General features: G+C 65.3%; 18 protein-coding genes. 11 read left to right on the top strand and 7 right to left on the bottom strand.

The window, feature by feature from the left end:
- Positions 1-7 precede the first annotated feature (7 nt).
- Positions 8-1,183 (bottom strand): pyridoxal phosphate-dependent aminotransferase, encoded by a 1,176-nt coding sequence (locus WA237_RS06710; protein WP_336097114.1) that lies wholly within the window; start codon positions 1,181-1,183, stop codon positions 8-10.
- Between the two features lie 128 nt (positions 1,184-1,311).
- On the opposite strand from WA237_RS06710, the gene WA237_RS06705 reads away from it, so the two are divergent.
- The gene (locus WA237_RS06705; RefSeq protein WP_336097113.1) at positions 1,312-2,214 is read left to right on the top strand and encodes a LysR substrate-binding domain-containing protein; all 903 of its coding nucleotides are present in this window, start codon (positions 1,312-1,314) and stop codon (positions 2,212-2,214) included.
- Here WA237_RS06705 and WA237_RS06700 read toward each other — a convergent pair.
- Genes WA237_RS06700 through WA237_RS06690 form a run of 3 tightly spaced genes read right to left on the bottom strand, consistent with a single transcriptional unit; the run spans position 2,171 to position 5,594 of the window.
- Complete coding sequence (locus WA237_RS06700; protein WP_336097112.1) at positions 2,171-3,586, bottom strand: cytochrome P450; 1,416 nt, start codon at positions 3,584-3,586, stop codon at positions 2,171-2,173. The genes WA237_RS06705 and WA237_RS06700 overlap by 44 nt on opposite strands.
- Positions 3,583-4,791: a hypothetical protein gene (locus WA237_RS06695; protein WP_336097111.1), complete on the bottom strand. Its 1,209-nt coding sequence runs from the start codon at positions 4,789-4,791 to the stop codon at positions 3,583-3,585. Before WA237_RS06695 ends, WA237_RS06700 begins: the two co-directional genes overlap by 4 nt.
- 50 nt (positions 4,792-4,841) lie before the next feature.
- Positions 4,842-5,594, bottom strand: coding sequence for a cytochrome c biogenesis CcdA family protein (locus WA237_RS06690; RefSeq protein ID WP_336097110.1), 753 nt, complete (start codon positions 5,592-5,594; stop codon positions 4,842-4,844).
- Positions 5,595-5,686: 92 nt separating this feature from the next.
- Between WA237_RS06690 and WA237_RS06685 the strand changes: the two genes are divergently transcribed.
- The gene (locus WA237_RS06685; RefSeq protein WP_336097109.1) at positions 5,687-5,917 is read left to right on the top strand and encodes a sulfurtransferase TusA family protein; all 231 of its coding nucleotides are present in this window, start codon (positions 5,687-5,689) and stop codon (positions 5,915-5,917) included.
- A gap of 263 nt (positions 5,918-6,180) precedes the next feature.
- Here the strand turns inward: WA237_RS06685 and WA237_RS06680 are convergent, their stop codons facing one another.
- Positions 6,181-8,976 carry an Rne/Rng family ribonuclease gene (locus tag WA237_RS06680; protein ID WP_336097108.1) on the bottom strand — a complete coding sequence of 932 codons (2,796 nt, stop codon included), beginning with the start codon at positions 8,974-8,976 and terminating at the stop codon, positions 6,181-6,183.
- 551 nt (positions 8,977-9,527) lie between these two features.
- Here WA237_RS06680 and WA237_RS06675 point away from each other — a divergent pair.
- A complete protein-coding gene (locus WA237_RS06675; protein WP_336097107.1) occupies positions 9,528-11,525 on the top strand; it encodes a CocE/NonD family hydrolase in 1,998 nt (665 codons plus the stop codon).
- A gap of 67 nt (positions 11,526-11,592) precedes the next feature.
- Here WA237_RS06675 and WA237_RS06670 read toward each other — a convergent pair whose 3' ends face one another.
- Entirely contained in the window at positions 11,593-12,252 is a 660-nt protein-coding gene (locus tag WA237_RS06670; protein ID WP_216016944.1) for a helix-turn-helix transcriptional regulator, read from the bottom strand.
- 218 nt (positions 12,253-12,470) lie between these two features.
- On the opposite strand from WA237_RS06670, the gene WA237_RS06665 reads away from it, so the two are divergent.
- The 8 genes from WA237_RS06665 (at position 12,471) to WA237_RS06630 (ending at position 19,098) form a co-directional block, all read left to right on the top strand.
- Entirely contained in the window at positions 12,471-13,649 is a 1,179-nt protein-coding gene (locus WA237_RS06665; RefSeq protein ID WP_336097106.1) for a pyridoxal-phosphate-dependent aminotransferase family protein, read from the top strand.
- A gap of 3 nt (positions 13,650-13,652) precedes the next feature.
- Positions 13,653-14,630, top strand: coding sequence for a 2-hydroxyacid dehydrogenase (locus WA237_RS06660; RefSeq protein WP_336097105.1), 978 nt, complete (start codon positions 13,653-13,655; stop codon positions 14,628-14,630).
- A gap of 295 nt (positions 14,631-14,925) precedes the next feature.
- Positions 14,926-15,867, top strand: a complete 942-nt coding sequence (locus tag WA237_RS06655) for an HpcH/HpaI aldolase/citrate lyase family protein (protein ID WP_336097104.1) — start codon at positions 14,926-14,928, stop codon at positions 15,865-15,867.
- Between the two features lie 12 nt (positions 15,868-15,879).
- Positions 15,880-17,070, top strand: a complete 1,191-nt coding sequence (locus tag WA237_RS06650; protein WP_009815413.1) for a malate--CoA ligase subunit beta — start codon at positions 15,880-15,882, stop codon at positions 17,068-17,070.
- Positions 17,070-17,954, top strand: a complete 885-nt coding sequence (sucD, locus tag WA237_RS06645; RefSeq protein WP_009815414.1) for a succinate--CoA ligase subunit alpha — start codon at positions 17,070-17,072, stop codon at positions 17,952-17,954. The genes WA237_RS06650 and sucD overlap by 1 nt, the downstream gene beginning before the upstream one ends.
- 248 nt (positions 17,955-18,202) lie before the next feature.
- Positions 18,203-18,382, top strand: a complete 180-nt coding sequence (locus WA237_RS06640; RefSeq protein ID WP_156783429.1) for a hypothetical protein — start codon at positions 18,203-18,205, stop codon at positions 18,380-18,382.
- 99 nt (positions 18,383-18,481) lie between these two features.
- Complete coding sequence (locus WA237_RS06635) at positions 18,482-18,655, top strand: YqaE/Pmp3 family membrane protein (RefSeq protein WP_009815415.1); 174 nt, start codon at positions 18,482-18,484, stop codon at positions 18,653-18,655.
- On the top strand, positions 18,655-19,098 hold the full coding sequence (locus WA237_RS06630) for a DUF4112 domain-containing protein (protein ID WP_336097102.1): 444 nt from the start codon (positions 18,655-18,657) through the stop codon (positions 19,096-19,098). Before WA237_RS06635 ends, WA237_RS06630 begins: the two co-directional genes overlap by 1 nt.
- On the opposite strand, the gene ndk is transcribed toward WA237_RS06630, so the two are convergent.
- Positions 19,095-19,517, bottom strand: coding sequence for a nucleoside-diphosphate kinase (gene ndk, locus WA237_RS06625; protein ID WP_009815417.1), 423 nt, complete (start codon positions 19,515-19,517; stop codon positions 19,095-19,097). The two genes, WA237_RS06630 and ndk, sit on opposite strands and share 4 nt — an antisense overlap.
- Positions 19,518-19,523: the final 6 nt, after the last annotated feature.

Here is a 19,523-nt window from a genome sequence, read left to right as displayed (position 1 = left end):
GCCCCCCTTATGCGCCAAGACCGGCGACAAACCGGCCCATCCGCGCGAGCCCCTCGTCGAGCAGCGCATCGGCATAGGCAAAGGACAGGCGCAGATGCCCCGGCATCCCAAAGGCCCGCCCCGGCACCAGCGCCAGCGCCTCGGCCTCCAGCAGCGCCTTGCAGAACGCGCCATCCTCGTCAAAGCCCCCCGCCTTGATCGCCCCTTCGATGTTGGGGAAGGCATAGAACGCCCCATCCGGCACGAGACAGCTCACCCCCGGCATCGCATCGAGCGCCGCCACCACCCGGTCCCGGCGCGCCTTCATCGCAGCGTTGCGTTCGGCCAGCAGCGATTGATCCCCTGTCAGCGCCGCCACCGCCGCCGCCTGCGAAATGGACGATCCGCCCGAGGTCACCTGCCCCTGCACCGCCGTCATCGCTTTGATCAAAGGCGCAGGCCCAATGCCCCAGCCGACCCGCCAGCCGGTCATCGAATAGGCCTTGGACACGCCGTTGATCACCAGCGTCCGGTCCCGCAGCCCCGGCACCGCCTCGCGGAAGGACACGAAGGGCACAAAGCTCAGATGCTCATAAATCTCGTCGGCCATGATCCACACATGCGGATGCCGCTCGAGCACCTCGGCCAGCCCGGCATAATCCTCGGCCGAATAGACCGCGCCCGACGGGTTCGACGGCGCGTTGAGCATAAGCCAGCGGGTGCGTGAGGTGATCGCCGTCTCGAGCTGCGCGGGCGTCAGGCGAAACCCGGCCTCCATCGGGCAATCCACGAGAACCGGCACCCCGCCCGCCATCCGCACGATATCGGCATAGCTCGTCCAGAACGGCACCGGCATCACCACCTCGTCACCGGGATCGAGCGTCGCCAGCATCGCATTGGCGATGGATTGCTTGGCCCCGGTCGAGATCACCACATGCGCAGGCTCGACACCCGCGCCCTCTGCCACGGTCGCGCGCAGCTTGGCCGTGCCGCCGGTGGGCGTGTAGTTGGTATCGCCATTGAGCGCCGCGCGATGGGCCGCCTCGACCACATGCGGCGGCGTCGGGAAATCCGGCTCGCCCGTGCTGAGCGCGATCACGTCATGGCCCGCGTCGCGCATAGCGCGCGCCGCCTCGGAGACCTGCACGATCTCCGACAATTCGAGCCCTTGAAGCCGTTCAGCCCTGCGAAAATCCGTGCTCATATCCTGATCCCCTGTCTTGGTCTGACGCCGCTGGCAGCCGTCATTCCCTGTCTAGCCCGCGAAAACACGGTTTAAAAGACAAGCAAACCTGCGATATTGATGAGTGATTGTAATGAATGAGCATGCCCATGGCCCAAACACCCCCTCTGCCCTCCCTGCCGGTCCTGCGCAGCTTTGAGGCCGCCGCCCGCCATCAGAGCTTTACCATGGCCGCCGAAGAGCTCGGCCTCACCCAAGGCGCCATAAGCCGTCAGGTCCGCGAGCTCGAAGAGCTCATCGGCGCGCGGCTTTTCGCCCGGGTCGGGCGCAGCGTGCAGCTCACCCCGGCGGGGCGCGGCTTTGCCCGTGACCTGGGCGGCGATCTCGCCCGGCTCCGGCAGAGCGTGAGCCGGGCGGTGGCGGCGGGCGATGGCGGCTCAATCCTGTCAGTGGCGGTGCTGCCCACCTTCGGGTCGCGCTGGCTCATGCCGCGCCTGCCCGATTTCTGCGCCCGTCACCCGGACATTCAGCTCAGCTTCAGCAGCCGGGGCGAGCCCTTTGACCTGCAAGAGGCGCGCTGCGACGTGGCCATTCACTTTGGCCGCGCCGACTGGCCGGGCGCGCAGCTCACCCCGCTCTGCCCGGAAAACCTGCGCGCGGTCGCCGCCCCCGCCTTTATCGAACGCCACGGCATCCGCCAGCCCGCCGATCTCTGCCACGCGCCGCTCTTGCAGCTGAGCTCGCGGCCTGATGCCTGGGCCGGCTTCTTTGCCGCCCATGCGCAGGATGCCACCCGCGCCGGGGCCGGGATGCTTTTTGATCAATTCTCGCTGATGATTTCCGCTGCATTACAAGGGCTTGGCGCGGCCCTCCTGCCTGTCTACCTGATCGAAGACGAGCTCAGCCAAGGCAGCCTCTGCGCGGTCGCGGCGGTCGGCTCGCCCCAAGAGGCAAGCTATCACATCGCCACGCCACTTGGCGGGACGAGCCGCGAGGCCGCAAGTTTTGTCAGCTGGCTGCGACGTCAGGTGCCGCGGCGCCGCGCGGCGTGATGCGCAGCCAGATGCCATCGCGCCCGCGCACCGTCAGATGCGCGACGGGCATCGCAGGCCGGTCTACGACCACCGCAAAGCGATATTTCCGCAGCAGCATCGACAGCAACAGTGGCCCTTCGATCATCGCAAACCCCGCGCCGGGACAGACCCGCTGCCCGGCGGAAAACGGCATGAAAGCCTCGCGCAGGCAGGACCGGCCATTGTCGGTGGCAAAGCGGTCGGGATCGAACGCATCCGGCCGTTCCCAGAGCCGCTCATGCCGGTGCAGATGCCAGGCGCTGAGCACGATCTGGCTGCCTTTGCGCACCTCGCGATCACGGAAAACCTCTGTCCCGGACGCCTCGCGCACCATCATTGGCACCGGCGGATAAAGGCGCAGCGCCTCGCGGAACACATCGCGCGACAGCCGCAGCTTGGCCATGTCCGACATACCGAACGCGCCCGTCATCGCGCCCGTCATCGCGCCTGCTGCCTCCTCTGCCAGCCGCTCCTGCCAGTCAGGATAGAGCGCCAGAAGATAGAGCGCCCAGGCCAAGGCAGAGGCGCTGGTTTCATGCCCCGCCAAGAAGAAGATCGCCACCTGATCGACCATTTCCTCGGTCTCGAACCGCTTGCCCGTCACCGGATCAGGCGTCGTCATGATCTTGGTGGCTAGATCATCCGGCGCGGTACCGGCCTCGATCTCGGCCCGGCGTCGCGCTGTAAGATCGGTGATCAACGCCCTGATATGTCTCGCTGTTTCGCGGGTCTTGCGGCGGTGAAACCGGGGAAACCAGCGCGGCAGCGGCAAAAAGGCCCCGAGGTTCAAAACCGGCTGCGTCCGCTGATGATCGCGGAAGGCGGCAAAGACCTCGCTCGCGGTCTCATCCTCGATGGGCAGTGAAAACAGCGTGCGAAAGATCACATCCGCCGCGGCGTGGCTCGTGTGAAACTCGATATCCTGGGGCGCGCCATCGGCCTGCGGGGCGAGCCGCGCGACGGCGGCCTCGCCCGCGGCATACATGGCCGGAAACGTGTCGCGCAGCCGCCCGCCCTCAAAGGCAGGATCGATGATTCGGCGTTGCCGCTTCCATGTCTCGCCATTGGTGACAAAGACCGATTGCCCCAGTAGAGGCGTCAGCCCCTCGCGAATGCGATCGGATTTCGGGAAATCATCGGGCCGTCCTTTGAGGACCAGATCCACCAGATCTGGCTGATTACACAGGTAAGACCGGAAAAACGGCGTGCGAAACTCGGCCATCCACGCTCGATAGAGCCGCGCCGGCTGGGCCGAGAGGATGTCCTGCCGAAAGAGCCGCGCATAGCGCCAGAGCGACACCCGCCCCTCGCGTGCCGGGGGTTTCGGCGGCAGATGCGGGCAGCCGTTCATACGGTGGTACTCGTGAACCGGTTGACCGGCTTTTCGATCCGGCTCTGCGACGGCTGCCGCCCGGCAAAGCGCTCGGCCAGTGTCTTGGGCCCCGCGGTGATGCGGAAGTAATCGTAATCGCCCGGCCGGTCAAAGGCGCAAAGATATTGAAAATGCAGCCGAAAGAACCGCCAGCGCAGCTCTTTCCAGCGCTCTGGGCTGAGCGTCTGGGTGAAAGCCGCCGAGAGCACCAGAGGCCAACGCTTGCCACTTGCGGGGGCCACGCCCGACACCGCCACCGGATCGCAGAGCGCAAAGGCGCAGCCATCGCCCGGCGCGGTGACATCCACCCAAGCGAGCTCGCCTCGCGTCGAGAGATAGGCGAGATCGGCGCGCAGACGCGCGGCGCGCGGCAGGAAGGACACCATCGGCACCACCTGCCCCAGCGACAGGAATGAGAGCTCTGGCCCTCCCTCCGGCACCCGGCCCGCGCGGATCAGATCGGCGAGAATCGAGACGGCGAGATGCGCGCCCGAGCTGTGGCCCACGACGAGAACCTCATCGCTATCCTCTTGCAAAGCTTGCGCAATCTCATCCGCGAACTCCGCCATCCGGGCCTCGAGATCGGGCGGGTTTGCGCCGCGCCAGCGGGCGGAATAGGCGTAATCATGCATAAGGTAATAGGCGAAAAAACGGTTGTCCTTGCGGCGAAACCAACCGAGCACCAGCGGCACCAGTGCGAGCCCCGCCCAAGCGGCCCAAGGGTGGATCAGGCTCAAGAGACGCCCCGCGCCCCAGGCCAGCCCGAGCGCGATGAGCAGTTGCAGGATCAGAAATCCGACCGGGTAGAGCGCCGCGATCACCGGGCCCTTGCGCAGCCGCATCAGCCGGAAGAGCGCGCCCGAAGCGATATAGGTCCAGGCGGTGCGAATGAGCTGACCATAGGTGGCAAGAATGCCCTGCTCCATGCTGCCCCGCACGATATCCGACCAGACCAGAACCGCGATATCGGCATGGGTTTCGCCACCCTCGATCCGCGCATCGACCTGCCAGCCATAGCGCGTCAATGAGGCGTTTTTATCCTGCGGTTTCAAGGTGATGTCATAGCCCGACACCTCCGCCTGCGCGGCGGATTCCTTGCGGTACAGTTCCCTGTACCGGCGCGGGTGGATGGGGTCATATCCGGGGATATAAAAGACCCGCCTACGGGAAATTCTTTTGCTCATGTCCTGCCTCTAGCGCCGAGAGTAGCGCAGGAGTTTGGCAAGACAAAGACCTAACCAAGGAGAGCGAGGGCCGGGAAAAGCTCGAGCAGCCAATAGGCGAAGGCCGAGAAGCCGCCGGTGAGCATCATCAGCCCGATGGTCCACAAAAGCAGGCCCATGATCCGTTCGATCACATCCATATGGCGCTTCATCCAGCCAAGGAAGCCGCCCATGCGCGGCAAGAAGAGCGCCACGAGGATGAAGGGCAGACCGAGCCCCATGGCATAGACCGCCAGAAGCGCCGTGCCGCGCGGCACCGAGGCCTCGGACGCGGCGAGCGACAGGATCGCACCGAGCTGTGGGCCGATGCAGGGCGTCCAGCCAAAGGCGAAGGCAAGCCCGAGGATATAGGCCCCAAAGGCCGAGCCGCCCCGGTCCCCGGCATCCACCCGCGCCTCGCGATTGAGGAAGGGAAGCCGCAGGATCTGCAGGAAATGCAGCCCGAAGACCATCACAGTTATGCCCGCCAAGGCATTGAAATAGCCCTGATATTGCAAGATCATCGTGCCCGCCACCGAGGCCGCAAAGCCGAGGATCAGAAAGATCGTCGACAGCCCCATGACAAAGAAAATCGCCGGCACGACCGCCGCGTTGCGGCGCCGGTCCCCGGCCGAAAGATCGGCCAATGTGGTGCCGCTCATATAGGCCAGATAGGGCGGCACGATGGGCAGCACGCAGGGGCTCAGAAACGAAATGATCCCGGCCGCCAATGCGACAAACATGGCGGGGAGGAGGGAGGCGTCGATGAGGTCAATTCCGAACATGGGGAGAGACATACGGTATTTGCGCGGCGGCGTCATGAGACATCCGGTCACAAGTTTGTGGACAGGATGTCACGTTCCGGTTAACTGGCCGTATGAGCGACAATGACACTTTGGATGCGCGTGGGCTGCTCTGCCCCCTGCCCGTTCTCAAGCTGCGCAAGCGGTTGAAATCGCTGGAAAACGGCGCGGAGATTACCATGTTGGCGGATGATCCGGCGGCGGTGATTGACGTGCCGCATTTCTGTGCCGAGGCCGGTCATACGCTCGTCGAGAGCCAAGAGGTTAACGGCGATCTGCGCTTTGTCGTGCGTGTTGGCCGCTGATTCGAGACGCTGAAACCCCGGAAAATGGCATGTCGGCAGGACGTCGGTATTTCGACGGTAAAGCGACAGTGCGGGTTTTGAGGGGCGGACGGGGCTGTCCCGGATCGCGTTTGGGGGCGCTGCCCCCCGGCCTGCGGCCTCCCCCCGGGATATTTTGAGCCAGAAGAAGCGGCAAGGGACACGCCAGAAAGACATCAGGCGGGCGGGCATGAAAAAAGGCAGGGTCTCCCCTGCCTTTTTGCTGTTCTGTGCGGAGCCTGAGCTTAGCGGCCCATGGACCACCAGCCGCGGCGCTTGGGCTTGGACGGCTCTTCTGCCTGGGCCGCCTCGGGGGCCGCTGCGGGCTCGGGCGCGGCGTCGACCAGAGCGGGCTCGGGTTCGGGCTGCGGTTCCGGCTGCGCCTCGGGTTCCGGCGCGGGTGCAGGTTCCGGTGCAGGCGCCTCAGCCACCGGCTCTGGCTGCGCCTCGGGCGCTTCTGCGGCCTCGGGCGCGGCGTCGACCGGCTCTTCCTTCTTCTTGCGCGGGGCGCGTTTGCGCTTGGGCTTGGGCTTTTCTTCGGCCTCGGGCGCGTCTGCGCCGTCAGTCTCGGGTTTGGCCTCTGCCGGGGTCTCGGCCTCTGCCTCGACCTTTTTCTTGCGCGGCGCGCGTTTGCGCTTGGGCTTTTCTGCCGGCGCAGCCGCTTCGGTTTCGGCCTCTGCAGGGGCTGCCTCGGGCGCAGTATCAGCGGCCGCCTCGGCAGTCTCTTCGACCTTGTCGGCGCTCACGTCACCCTCGGCGGCCTCTTCGCTGTCGCTGTTGTCGCCGTTTTCGCCGTCAGAGCCGTTGTCGCCCTCGTCGCCGTTGCGTTTGCCGCCCCGGCGGCGACGACGACGGCGGCGCTTCTTGGGCTTGTCATCCTCGCCCTGGGTCTCGGCGGGCGCATCGCCGCCGGGCAGGTTGTCCTCGACCTCCTCCTCGATCGGCTCGGCCTCGTCGATATCGGCCATGATCGAGCTGTCGACGGAGACCACAGGCGCTGTGGCCTCGGGCACCGAACGGGTGGCGGTCTTGAACTTTTCAAGGCTGAAATCGGGGCTGATCAGCGTGTGATCGCCTTCGATCCGGACCGAGAGCCCGTAGCGGGTTTCGATCTGGGCCACATGTTCGCGTTTCTGGTTCATCAGGAAGTTGGCGATGGCCACCGGGCATTTCACCAGAACTTCGCGCGAGCGGCGGCGCACGCCCTCTTCTTCGATCTGACGCAGGATCGACAGGGCGAGGTTGTCATCCGACCGGATCAGCCCGGTGCCATGGCAGGCGGCGCAGGGCTGGGTCGTGGCCTCGATCATGCCGGGGCGCAGACGCTGACGCGACATTTCCATCAGGCCAAAGCCCGAGATGCGGCTCACCTGGATGCGGGCGCGGTCGGTCTTGAGCCGGTCCTTCATCCGCTTTTCCACCGCCGCGTTGTTGCGGCGTTCGTCCATGTCGATGAAGTCGATGACGATGAGACCGGCCAGATCGCGCAGGCGGAGCTGGCGGGCCACCTCGTCGGCGGCCTCGAGGTTGGTCTTGAGCGCGGTTTCCTCGATCGAGCCTTCCTTGGTGGCGCGGCCCGAGTTGACGTCGATGGCGACCAGCGCCTCGGTCACGCCGATGACGATATAGCCACCGGATTTGAGCTGCACCGTCGGGTTGAACATCGCGCCGAGATAGCTTTCGACCTGATAGCGGGCGAAGAGCGGCATCGCGTCTTGGTAGTTCTTCACGTTCTTGGCGTGGGACGGCATGATCATTTTCATGAAGTCCTTGGCAATGCGGTAGCCGCGTTCGCCTTCGACCAGAACCTCGTCGATGTCGCGATTGTAGAGGTCGCGGATCGAGCGTTTGATCAGGTCGCCCTCTTCATAGATCTTGGCCGGGGCGATGGATTTGAGCGTCAGCTCGCGGATCTGTTCCCAGAGCCGTTGCAGATACTCATAATCGCGCTTGATCTCGGCCTTGGTCCGCTTGGCGCCCGCGGTGCGGACGATGAGACCGGCGCCCCGGGGCACGTCGATCTCGGAGGCGATTTCCTTGAGCTTCTTGCGGTCGGCGGCATTGGTGATCTTGCGGCTGATGCCACCGCCACGGGCGGTGTTGGGCATCAGGACGCAGTAGCGGCCGGCGAGCGACAGATAGGTGGTGAGCGCCGCGCCCTTGTTGCCGCGCTCTTCCTTGACGACCTGCACGAGAAGGATCTGGCGGACCTTGATGACCTCTTGGATCTTGTAGCGCTTGGGCCGCGGTTTGCGCGGCGGGCGGATGTCGGCCTCGTCATCATCATCTGCGACGGATTCGATGGCCTCGTCCTTGGAGGCGGCGGATTTGCGGCGGCTGCGGCCACGGCCCCGGGTCGAACGCCCGTTGCTGTCGTCCTCGTCGTCGCGGTCGTCGCCGTCATCGTCTTCGTCGCTGTCGTCGTCGTCGCCATCACGATCGTCGTCGAAGGACAGATCGTCCTCGGCGTCATCGCTGTCGTCGGCTTGCGCGTCGGACTGATCTTCGGCGCGATCCTCGGCCTCAGCGGCCGCGATGGGCGCATCCTCATCACGGGCCGCGTCCTGGGCCTCATCCTGAGCGGCATTGTCTTCGGGGTCGATGGTTTCCATCCCCGAGATGCCATCGCTCACCACATCCGAGCTCTCGACCACGTCGCCATTGTCGGCCTGTGCGGCCTTGGAGCGGCTGCGCGAGCGCCGGCTGCGTTTGGGTTTGCTGTCGTCCTCTTCGCGGGCTTTCAGAGCCTCGGCATAGGCGCGTTCCTCTTCGAGAAGCGCCTCGCGGTCGGCGACCGGGATCTGGTAGTAATCCGGGTGGATCTCCGAAAAGGCGAGGAAACCATGGCGGTTTCCGCCATAGTCGACAAAGGCCGCCTGCAGCGACGGTTCGACCCGTGTTACCTTTGCGAGATAGATATTGCCGGCGAGTTGCCGTTTGTTTTCAGATTCAAAATCGAATTCCTCGACCTTGTTTCCGTCCACCACCACGACGCGGGTTTCTTCCGCGTGGGTGGCATCGATAAGCATTTTCTTGGCCATGTATTCCAATTGCACCGGCGCAGAACCGCGCGCCCGGGTGGGGCGGTCGCGGTTTGGGCAGGGTGTCTGTCAGGGGCGAGTGCGTGCGCGGGTGGACGGTGACCGCTGGCGGCCTCTCTCGTCCTGTTTGTCCCGTTCGCGCGTGTCATCGCGGTTCTTCTCCGGTGCCTCGTGTGGCACCCGTTCGGTCACCCGGTTCGCCAAATTCTGCGGACCTGGGCATGTATGTGACCCTGTATGTCGGGCCCAATCGGTCTGTGTCAGAAGGCCCGGCTCTGGCCGGGGGCGTCTCTGAAACAGCGAAACTCAGAAATGGGCGGAGGTCAGGCCTCTCGCGCATAGACACACACTAATGCGTTGCTGCAAGGAATTACAATGGGCAAAATGTTCCGAGCGCCTTTGGGGGCCTCGGATCCGCGGGGGAATTCGGCGGCTTGCATCCCCCTGCCCGGCGCAGCACTGTGCCGCCGGAGCGGCCGCGAGGATGCGCGGCGCGGGGCGCGGGTCCTGACCTCAGGGATCAGCCGCAAGAGATCAGCCAAGGAGAGAGCATGGTCACCAGCACCGAAACCATCTGGATCGAGATGCCCGACGGGGCGCGGCTTGCCGCACGGCTCTGGCTGCCCGAGGGCGATGGGCCCTTTCCCACCATTCTCGAATATATCCCCTATCGGCGGCGCGACCGCACGCGGCTTCGCGATGAGGCGATGCATCCGCGGTTTGCGCATGCGGGCTATGCCTCGATCCGGGTCGATATGCGGGGCGCGGGCGACAGCGACGGGCTCATGCATGGCGAATATCTCGAACAGGAGATCCAGGACGGTTGCGACGTGATCGGCTGGATCCGGGGGCAGGATTGGTCCGATGGGCAGGTCGGCATGTTCGGCAAGAGCTGGGGCGCCTACAGCGCCTATCAGGTGGCGGCGCGGCGGCCCGAGGGGCTGCGGGCGATTGCGCCGGTGATGGGGACGGATGACCGCTGGGCGGAATGCATCCATTTCTCGGGCGGTTGCCTGATGAGCGACAATTTCTGGTGGGGCGCGATCATGCAGCTGTTTAACGCGCAGCCGCCCGATCCGGCGGTCTTGGGCGACGCGTGGCGCGAGACATGGCGGGCGCGGCTTGAGGCGGCGGAGTTCTGGCCGGCAGAGTGGCTCGAACATCAGACGCGGGACGCGTTCTGGCGGCATGGGTCGGTCTGCGAGAATTACGCCGATATCGAGGTGCCCGCCTATATCTTTGGCGGTTGGGCTGACGCCTATCGCAACACGCCGTTTCGGATGGCGGAACATGCCACGAGCCCGGTCAAGGTGATGATCGGGCCTTGGGGGCATCTCTATCCGCATGAGGGCGCGCCGGGGCCGCAGGTGGATTTCCCGGCCGAGCTCATCCGCTGGTGGGATCATTGGATGAAGGGGCGCGACACCGGGTTGATGGACGAGCCGCCGCTGCGGCTCTACCTGCGCGAGGCCACGGCTCCGGGCGACGATCCCGACCCGCGTCCCGGCCGCTGGGTCGAAGAGCCGCGCTGGCCGAGCCCCAATGTGACTGAGGAAATCTTTCACCTCAATCACGGCGTGTTGGGCCAGAGCCCGCATCCCGGCCCTGATATGTCGGTCACCACGCCGACCAGCTATGGCGCGTCGGGGGGCGATTTCATGTCCTTTGCCACGCCCGGCGACCTGCCCGGCGATGCAAGGCTCGACGGTGCCGGGGCGCTCGAGTTCCGCAGCGCGCCCTGCGAGGCGGCGCTCGACATTCTGGGTCAGGCGCGGCTCCGGCTGCGGGTGGCGGCGGACAAGCCGCAGGCGATGCTCGCCGCGCTTCTCGTCGACGAGGCCCCCGACGGGGCGCAGACGGTGATCGCCCGGGGCTTTGCCAATCTCATGCATCTCGACGGGCCAGAGCAGGTGACACCGCTCAGCCCCGGCACGCCGGTCGAGGCCGAGATCCTGCTCCATGCCACGGGCTATCGCCTTCCCGAAGGCCACCGGGTGCTGATCAAGCTCTCGTCCGCCTATTGGCCGATCCTCTGGCCGAGCCCCGAGCCGGTCAAGATCACCCTGACACCGGGCCTGTCGCAGCTGTCGCTGCCGCTGCGCCAAGCGGTGGCCGACGCGCCCACGCCGCGCGCCCTGCCCGCACCCGACGCGCCGCCCCAACCGGCGATGACGCAGATCCGCGAAGGCCGGATGGAGCGCGGTTGGCAGTTCGATGCGCTGAGCGGCAAGCTCATCAACCGCACCTGGATCGATGGCGGGGTGTTCGGCCCGGTGGGGCGCATCCGCATCGACGAGACCGGCACCGAGCTCGGCGATATCTCGGAACGGATCTATGAGATCGGATCAGACCCGACGAGCGCCCGCGCGGTGATGACCCAAGAGGGGCATTTCAGCCGCGACGATTGGAATGCCCGGATCGAGACCCGCGCCGAAATGTGGTGCGATGCGACGCATTTCTACATTGAGGCGGGCACGCGCTGTTTCGTCGATGATGCGCTCTTTCATGAGAAATCATGGTCGCACAAGATCCGGCGCAACGGGATGTGAGGTAGATTAATCAGACCACAGGCGGCGGGGCGCAGAGGCGCCCTGCCCCTCGCCTTGGCTCTGCACCCTAGTAGGTCCCGGCCACGTATTTCGCGATGGCGCCGCCGCGCGAATTGACGCCAAGCTTTTGATAGATCGCCTTGAGGTAATATTTGACGGTGTTCTCGCTCAGCCCGAGCCGGGCGGAAATCTGAAAATTGGTCAGCCCGTCGACCAGCAGCCCCAAAATCTCATGCTCGCGCCGCGACAGCGCGTCCGAGGTGTCATTGGTCAGCCGGCGCAGGATGTCGGTCGGCACGAGGCTATGGCCGACGACCAGCTTGCCCAGGATACGCGGCAGGCTTTCGAGGATCTGCCCCATCATGCAGACCGAATTGGCCCCGGATTTGATCGCGGCACGGATGAAGGCAAATTCGCTCTCCTCCGCCACCACCACCACGAGCACATGGGGAAAATCCTTGTGCAGCGCCTTGAGGCTGGTGGCGAGATCGGCATCGGCCAGACGCACGCCCAGAATGACGATCACCGGGCCGCTTTCCTGACCCAGCAGACGGCGCAGCGTCTTGAGATCGGTGGCAAAGGGGCCAAGCGCCACCTCCTCCATCTGATCGACAAGCGAGCCGATCCCCTGACACACGATCACCTGCCGGTCCGCGACGATCACGCGCGACAGGGTCCGGGTCTTATCCTCGGTCATGACTTTGAGCACATCGTGCCACCTCCCCATGGCATCCCCTGATTGTGACCAAGGAAGTGACTGAAATCAAAGTATTTTTCCGCATACCATCGTATGCCAGCCGGAAATGCCCCCGGTTTCACCCCCGCGGGTAGCGCGGCCTACCCGTTCGGGGCCGCCCGCCCGTGCCCGGCACCCGATCGCCATGCGGACGGGCGTTACCTGCCGGGGCCGCCTGCGCGAGACTGCCCCAAACCACGGAGGCGATCATGCACGGAACCCAACATCTTTTCATTCCCGGACCGACCAACATCCCGGAAAAAATTCGTCAATCCATGAACATACCTATGGAAGATATGCGCGCGCCCGATTTCCCGGAATTGGTGAACGGGCTCTTGGAGGACGTGAAGAAAGTCTATCGGATGGCCTCGGGGCGGGTCTTTGTCTTTCCCTCCTCGGGCACCGGCGCCTGGGAAAGCGCGATCACCAACACGCTCGACCGGGGTGACCGCGTCCTAATGTCGCGCTTCGGCCAGTTCTCGCTTCTTTGGGTGGATATGGCCCAGCGCATGGGGCTCGAGGTCGAGCTCTGCGAGGTGGATTGGGGCAAGGGCGTGCCGCTCGACGCCTATCGCGCGGCGCTGGCGGCGGACAAGGATCACACGATCAAGGCCGTCTTTGCCACCCAGAACGAGACCGCGACCGGCGTCACCTCGGATATCGAGGGGGTGCGGCGGGTGCTCGATGAGACGGGGCACCCGGCGCTTCTCTTCGTGGATGGGGTGAGCTCCATCGCCTCGATCCCCTTTGAGATGGACAAATGGGGCGTCGATCTGGCGGTCTCGGGCTCGCAGAAAGGGTTCATGCTGCCGGCCGGGCTCGGCATTCTGGGGGTGAGCGACAAGGCGCTCGAGGTCAACCGCCGCCGCAACAAGGCGGGGATGGAGCGCTGTTACTTCAGCTTTGAGGATATGATCGCGCTCAATGACACGGGCTATTTCCCTTATACGCCCGCGACGCAGCTGTTGCGCGGTCTGCGCGCGGCGCTCGATATGCTGCTCGCCGAAGGGATGGAGCAGGTCTGGGCGCGCCACGCCTATCATGCCGAAGGGGTGCGCCGGGCGGTGGCGGCCTGGGACGGCTGTGAGCTGGTGGCGGCGGGGCCGGAATGGGCCTCGGACACGGTCTCGGCCATCTACACCCCCGAGGGCGTCGATGCGCGCGATGTGATCGCCGGCGCCTATAAGAAATATCAGACCTCGCTCGGCACCGGGCTCAACAAGCTCGCCGGGCGCGCGTTTCGCATCGGGCATCTCGGCTCGCTCAACCCGGTGATGCTCTGCGGGGCCTTGTCGGCGGCGGAGATGGCGCTCATCGATGCGGGGGCCAAGATCACCCCGGGCGCGGGCGTGGCGGCGGCGCAGGATCATTACCGGACGGGGCGCTAGGCGATGGCCGGACGCGCGAAGATCCTTGTCACCCGCGCCTGGCCCGAAGCGGTCGAGGCGCGGCTGACCGAGCTGGGGGCGGTGACCTTTCGCGCCCCCGATACGCCGATGAGTGCGGCGGAATTCATCGACGCCGCCGGGCGTTACGATGCGATCCTGCCCACCGTGTCGGATGTGATCCCACCCGAGTTCTACCCCGCCGCCAAGGGGCGGTTGCGGCTCCTGGCCTCTTACGGGGTGGGCTATAACCATATCGACCTCGACGCGGCGCGGGAGAATGGCATCACGGTGACCAACACGCCCGGGGTGCTCACCGATTGCACCGCCGATCTGGCGATGGGGCTCTTGCTCGCGGCGGCGCGGCGGATTGGCGAGGGCGAACGTGAGACCCGCGCCGGACACTGGGCCGGTTGGCGGCCCACCCATATGATTGGCCGCAAGGTGAGCGGCGCGACGCTTGGCATCGTGGGCTTTGGCCGCATCGGTCAAGCGATGGCGCGGCGGGCGCATTACGGCTTTGGCATGGAGGTGGTGTTTCAGAACCGTTCCACCGTCGATCCGGACGTAGCGCGCGCCGCCGGCAATGCCCGGCAATTGGCCAGCGTGATCGAGGTGGCGAAGGCCTGTGATTTCCTGTCGCTGCATTGTCCCGGCGGGGCCGAGACGGCGGGGCTCATCGGGGCCGAGGTGCTGGCCGCGATGAAGCCGGGCGCGATCCTCGTCAACACGGCGCGTGGCGATGTGGTGGATGAGGACGCGCTTTTCGCGGCGCTGGAGCGGGGGCATCTGGGCGGTGCCGGGCTCGATGTCTATTGCGGCGAGCCGGCGCTCGATCCACGGTTTCTGGAGCATGACAGTCTCGTGCTCGCGCCGCATCTGGGCAGCGCCACCGAAGAGACCCGCGCCGCGATGGGGCATCGTGCCATCGACAATCTCGCAGCCTTCCTGGCCGGGGCGATCCCCCCCGACCGGGTGGTCTGACGGCTCTCCCAGCCCGCGTCAGACCCGCGCCGTCCCCATCCCTGTCATCGGGGGCGGCGCAAAAGTTTCCTATCATAAACATTTGAAAACCCAAGGAAACCATCGGGTGCCCCACGGCATCCTATGGCATCCCGCAGTGCCGCCCGCGGGTAGTCCCCCCCTACCCGTTCGATGCCATGTCTCAACCCGGTGCGGCGCTTCTTACCCAAGGGAAAGTGTCGCGCGGGCCCTGCCCCGGCCAGACTGAGGAGGACGGCGCGCAGCCCGTGCGCCAGAGGACAATGAAGGACAGACCATGAGCTACACACTCCACCCGCTGAAAAAGCAACGCCTGCAACGCTCGGAACTCGCCGTGCCCGGCTCCAACCCCGGCATGATCGAAAAGGCCGCTGACAGCGATGTGGATTACATCTTCCTCGATCTCGAAGACGCGGTCGCCCCCCCCGACAAGGTGCAGGCCCGCAAGAACATCATCGAGGCGCTCAACGACATCGACTGGAAAGCCAAGGGCAAGACCATGTCGATCCGCATCAACGGTCTCGACACCCATTACATGTATCGCGACGTGGTCGATATTCTCGAACAGGCCGGTCAGCATGTGGACACGATCCTCGTCCCCAAGGTCGGCGTGCCCGGCGATCTCTACACCGTGGAAACCATGGTGAGCCAGATCGAAGAGGCGATGAACCTGCCCCATAAGATCGGGCTTGAGGCGCTGATCGAAACCGCGCTCGGCATGGCCAATGTCGAAGCCATCGCCGCGACCCCCGGCCGCCTCGAGGCGCTGCATTTCGGGGTGGCCGATTATGCCGCCTCGAACCGCGCCCGCACCGTGGTGATCGGCGGGCTCAACCCCGACTATCCGGGCGATCAGTGGCATTTTGCCCTGAGCCGGATGACGGTGGCCTGCCGCGCCTATGGGCTGCGGGCCATCGACGGGCCGTTCGGCGATTTCAGCGACCCCGACGCCTATGTCGCCAGCGCCAAACGCGCCGCGGCACTCGGCATCGAGGGCAAATGGGCCATCCACCCCAGTCAGATCGCGCTGGCCAATGACGTGTTCTCGCCGCCCGAGGCCGAGGTCACCCGCGCCCGCCGCATCATCGAGGAACTGCGCAAGGCGGAAGCGCAGGGCAAGGGCGCGGCCAGTCTCGACGGCAAGATGATCGACGCCGCCAGCGAGCGGATGGCCAACAACGTGCTGACAGTGGCCGATGCCATTGCAGCCAAAGGGTGAGGAGGACCCGATATGGACATTCATGAGTATCAGGCCAAGGAGCTGCTCAAGCGGTTCGGCGTGAACGTGCCGCGCGGCGGCATTGCCTATAGCCCCGAACAGGCGGTCTACCGCGCGCAGGAACTGTCGGGCGACAAATGCGTCGTCAAGGCACAGATACATTCCGGCGCGCGCGGCAAGGCGGGCGGTGTGCGCGTCTGTTCCAGCGACGAAGAGATCGCCGACGCCGCGAGCTGGATGCTGGGCCGCAAGCTCGTCACCCATCAGACCGGCCCGCAGGGCAAGCTCGTCGGGCGGCTCTATGTCGAAGAGGCCACGGATATCCGTCAGGAAATCTACCTCGGCTTTGTCATGGACCGCACCGAAGAGCGTGTCGTGGTCGTGGCCTCGGCCCAGGGCGGCATGGAGATCGAAGATATCTCGGCCAATGAGCCCGACAGCATCATCCGCTCGGTCGTCGACCCGGCGGTGGGGATGCAGGCCTTTCAGGCCCGCGAGATCGCCTTTCAGCTCGGGCTCGACCCGTCGCTCATCGCGCAGGCGTCGAAAACCATCACCGGCGCCTACAAGATGATGGATCAGCTCGACGCCTCGATGCTCGAGATCAACCCGCTGGTGGTCACCGGCTCGGGCGAGATCGTGGCGCTCGACTGCAAGGTGAGCTTTGACGACAACGCCCTCTTCCGCCATCCCGAAATCTCGGAGCTGCGCGACAAGAGCCAAGAGGACGCCCGCGAAACCTATGCCGGCGACCGTGGCCTCAACTATATCGGGCTCGAGGGCGAGATCGGCTGTATCGTCAACGGCGCGGGCCTCGCCATGGCGACGCTCGACATGATCAAGATGGCCGGCGGCGAGCCTGCCAACTTTCTCGACGTGGGCGGCGGCGCCAGCCCGGAACGGGTGCTGATGTCCTTCAAGGCGGTGCTCAACGATCCCAATGTCGAGGCGGTGCTGGTCAATATCTTTGCCGGGATCAACCGCTGTGACTGGATCGCCGAAGGCGTGGTGCGCGCGGTGCAAGAGCTCGACCTCAAGCTGCCCCTCGTGGTGCGCCTGTCGGGCACCAATGTCGAGGAAGGCCGCAAGATCCTCGCCGAAAGCGATCTCAACATCACCACGGCGGAAACGCTGGCCGAGGCCGCCGAAAAGGTGGTCAGCGCCTGGCGCATGGCCGAAGCCAAGAATGGGAGGGCCGCATAATGGCTATTCTGATCGACAAGAACTCCAAGGTGCTGGTGACCGGGCTCACCGGACGCATCGGCAGCTTTCACGCGCAGGAGATGCGCGACTATGGCACCAATGTCGTGGGCGGTGTGACCCCCGGCAAAGGCGGCATGGTGCATAATGGCCTGCCCGTGTTCAACACCGTCAAGGGCGCGGTGGCCGAAACCGGCGCCGATATGGTCATCGCCTTCGTGCCGCCCCCCTTTGCCGCCGACAGCATCATGGAAGCGGCCGATGCGGGCATCCGCACCTGCATCTGCATCGCCGACGGCATCCCGACCCAGGACATGATCCGCGTCAAACGCTACATGCGCCGCTACAAGGCCGAGAACCGGATGCGGCTCATCGGGCCGAACTGCGCCGGGATCATCACCCCCGGTCAGGGCTTTGCCGGGCTGATGCCGCCGCATATCTACCTGCCGGGCCGGGTTGGCATCATCGGCCGCTCGGGCACGCTCGGCTATGAGGCGGCGAGCCAGATGAAGGCGCGCGGCATTGGCGTGAGCTCCTCCATCGGCATCGGCGGCGATCCGATCAACGGCTCGAGCTTTCGCGACATTCTCGAGCTCTTCGAGAATGATCCCGAGACCGATGCCGTGGTGCTCGTCGGTGAGATCGGCGGCCCACAAGAGGCCGAGGCCGCGGAATATATCCGCGATCACATGACCAAGCCGGTGGCCGCCTATATCGCCGGTCTCTCGGCCCCCAAGGGGCGCCGCATGGGCCATGCCGGGGCGATCGTCTCGGCCTTTGGCGAAAGCGCGCAGGAAAAGGTCGAGATTCTCAAGGATTGCGGCGTCACCATCGTGCCGACCCCCTCGGCCTTTGGCGAAGCGGTGGAAACGATGCTGGCCGCCTGATCGGCGCGGATCCGCTCAGATTTCCGGCCCCGGATGACCTCCGGGGCCGGTTTGCGTTTGGCTGAAACATGTGTTGCCGATTTCGCGTGCAATCCACTTTGAAATGAGGAATATGCGCGCAGTTCGAAACATTGCCCAATTCTCGCCATAGTCTAACCACCCCCACGCCCCTTTTCCCGCCTATCCTGAGATGATCAGCCAAGCGCCGCCCGGGGCAGTTCGGGTGGCCTCCTACAAGGAGCAGCCCAATGGGCCAAGCAACCAAACCCACCCAAGTACAGGCACCATCCCCCCGTCCCGACACGCGCCCGCAGCCCTGCGCCCAAGCCGGCGGTCAGACCGCCAAGGACCCGCAGCACGACAGCGACGAACGCCGCAAACCGCAGGTCATCTCGCGCAAGATTTTCTCGGATTTCGCCAGCCTCTGACATCTGGTCTGAGCCCTGACCGCCGCGCTTGCCGGCGGAACAAATGGCCCCTCTCGGCGTTGCCTTCTTGGGACGCACCCAAAGATGAGAGGACAGACCATGGACCTTCTGCGCATATTGATCGCCATTCTCCTGCCGCCGCTCGGCGTGTTTTTGCAGGAAGGATTTGGCAAGCATTTCTGGCTTAACATCCTGCTGACGATTCTCGGCTATATCCCCGGCATCGTGCATGCCGTCTGGATCATCGCGAGCCGTGGCCCCCGCCACGCCTGATGTCCCGCCTGATCGCCATGCCCGACATCGCCACACCCCAGGCAGCGCCCAGCTCGCCACAGATCGACCGCGAACTTGACCGGCTCGACCGGTTGGCGCGGCAGATGGACCGCGCCTTTCGCCTGCCCTTCACGCAGATCCGCTTTGGCTGGGATGCGCTGTTGGGTCTGGTGCCAGGCATCGGCGACACGGCGGCGCTGGCGCCCTCATTCTATATCCTGGCCCGCGCCCAGCGGCTCGGCGCGCCCGGCTGGCTCTTGCTGCGGATGGCGGGCAATCTCGGCATCGACTGGGCGGTGGGGCTGATCCCGCTGGTGGGCGATCTGCTCGATGTGGGCATCAAGGCCAACACCCGCAATGTCCACCTGCTGCGGGCGCATATGCAAAAGGCGGCCCCCGAGGGACCGCCTTCGATGTCGTCTGGCGTGGGCCGTAAGGCTTAGCCGACCAGTTCGAGACCCGAGAAGAAGAACGCAATCTCCTGCGCTGCGGTTTCCGGGGCGTCCGAGCCGTGGACCGAGTTTTCGCCAACGGATTCGGCGAACTCGGCGCGGATCGTGCCGGGGGCTGCATCGGCGGGGTTGGTGGCGCCCATCACTTCGCGGTTCTTGGCAATCGCGCCTTCCCCTTCGAGAACCTGCACGACGACCGGCTCGGAGGCCATGAAGTCGCACAGCTCGCCGTAGAACGGACGCTCGGCATGCACTTCGTAGAACTTGCCAGCCTGCGCCGGGGTCAGCTGAATGCGCTTCTGCGCGACGATGCGCAGACCGGCGTCTTCGAACTTGGCGTTGATCTTGCCGGTCAGGTTGCGTTTGGTGGCATCGGGTTTGATGATGGAGAGCGTGCGTTCAACAGCCATGAGAGC

This window comes from Roseovarius sp. CH_XMU1461 (assembly GCF_037027165.1).
In the GTDB taxonomy this organism is placed as follows: Bacteria; Pseudomonadota; Alphaproteobacteria; order Rhodobacterales; family Rhodobacteraceae; genus Roseovarius; species Roseovarius nubinhibens.
Note: the sequence above shows the minus strand (reverse complement) of the source record. Positions and strands in the feature narration are given on the sequence as shown.

Coding starts and splice junctions, on each gene's coding strand:
- WA237_RS06710 (WP_336097114.1), bottom strand. CDS start 1,183: ATGAGCACGGATTTTCGCAGGGCTGAACGGCTTCAAGGGCTCGAATTG.
- WA237_RS06705 (WP_336097113.1), top strand. CDS start 1,312: ATGGCCCAAACACCCCCTCTGCCCTCCCTGCCGGTCCTGCGCAGCTTT.
- WA237_RS06700 (WP_336097112.1), bottom strand. CDS start 3,586: ATGAACGGCTGCCCGCATCTGCCGCCGAAACCCCCGGCACGCGAGGGG.
- WA237_RS06695 (WP_336097111.1), bottom strand. CDS start 4,791: ATGAGCAAAAGAATTTCCCGTAGGCGGGTCTTTTATATCCCCGGATAT.
- WA237_RS06690 (WP_336097110.1), bottom strand. CDS start 5,594: ATGTTCGGAATTGACCTCATCGACGCCTCCCTCCTCCCCGCCATGTTT.
- WA237_RS06685 (WP_336097109.1), top strand. CDS start 5,687: ATGAGCGACAATGACACTTTGGATGCGCGTGGGCTGCTCTGCCCCCTG.
- WA237_RS06680 (WP_336097108.1), bottom strand. CDS start 8,976: ATGGCCAAGAAAATGCTTATCGATGCCACCCACGCGGAAGAAACCCGC.
- WA237_RS06675 (WP_336097107.1), top strand. CDS start 9,528: ATGGTCACCAGCACCGAAACCATCTGGATCGAGATGCCCGACGGGGCG.
- WA237_RS06670 (WP_216016944.1), bottom strand. CDS start 12,252: ATGGGGAGGTGGCACGATGTGCTCAAAGTCATGACCGAGGATAAGACC.
- WA237_RS06665 (WP_336097106.1), top strand. CDS start 12,471: ATGCACGGAACCCAACATCTTTTCATTCCCGGACCGACCAACATCCCG.
- WA237_RS06660 (WP_336097105.1), top strand. CDS start 13,653: ATGGCCGGACGCGCGAAGATCCTTGTCACCCGCGCCTGGCCCGAAGCG.
- WA237_RS06655 (WP_336097104.1), top strand. CDS start 14,926: ATGAGCTACACACTCCACCCGCTGAAAAAGCAACGCCTGCAACGCTCG.
- WA237_RS06650 (WP_009815413.1), top strand. CDS start 15,880: ATGGACATTCATGAGTATCAGGCCAAGGAGCTGCTCAAGCGGTTCGGC.
- sucD (WP_009815414.1), top strand. CDS start 17,070: ATGGCTATTCTGATCGACAAGAACTCCAAGGTGCTGGTGACCGGGCTC.
- WA237_RS06640 (WP_156783429.1), top strand. CDS start 18,203: ATGGGCCAAGCAACCAAACCCACCCAAGTACAGGCACCATCCCCCCGT.
- WA237_RS06635 (WP_009815415.1), top strand. CDS start 18,482: ATGGACCTTCTGCGCATATTGATCGCCATTCTCCTGCCGCCGCTCGGC.
- WA237_RS06630 (WP_336097102.1), top strand. CDS start 18,655: ATGTCCCGCCTGATCGCCATGCCCGACATCGCCACACCCCAGGCAGCG.
- ndk (WP_009815417.1), bottom strand. CDS start 19,517: ATGGCTGTTGAACGCACGCTCTCCATCATCAAACCCGATGCCACCAAA.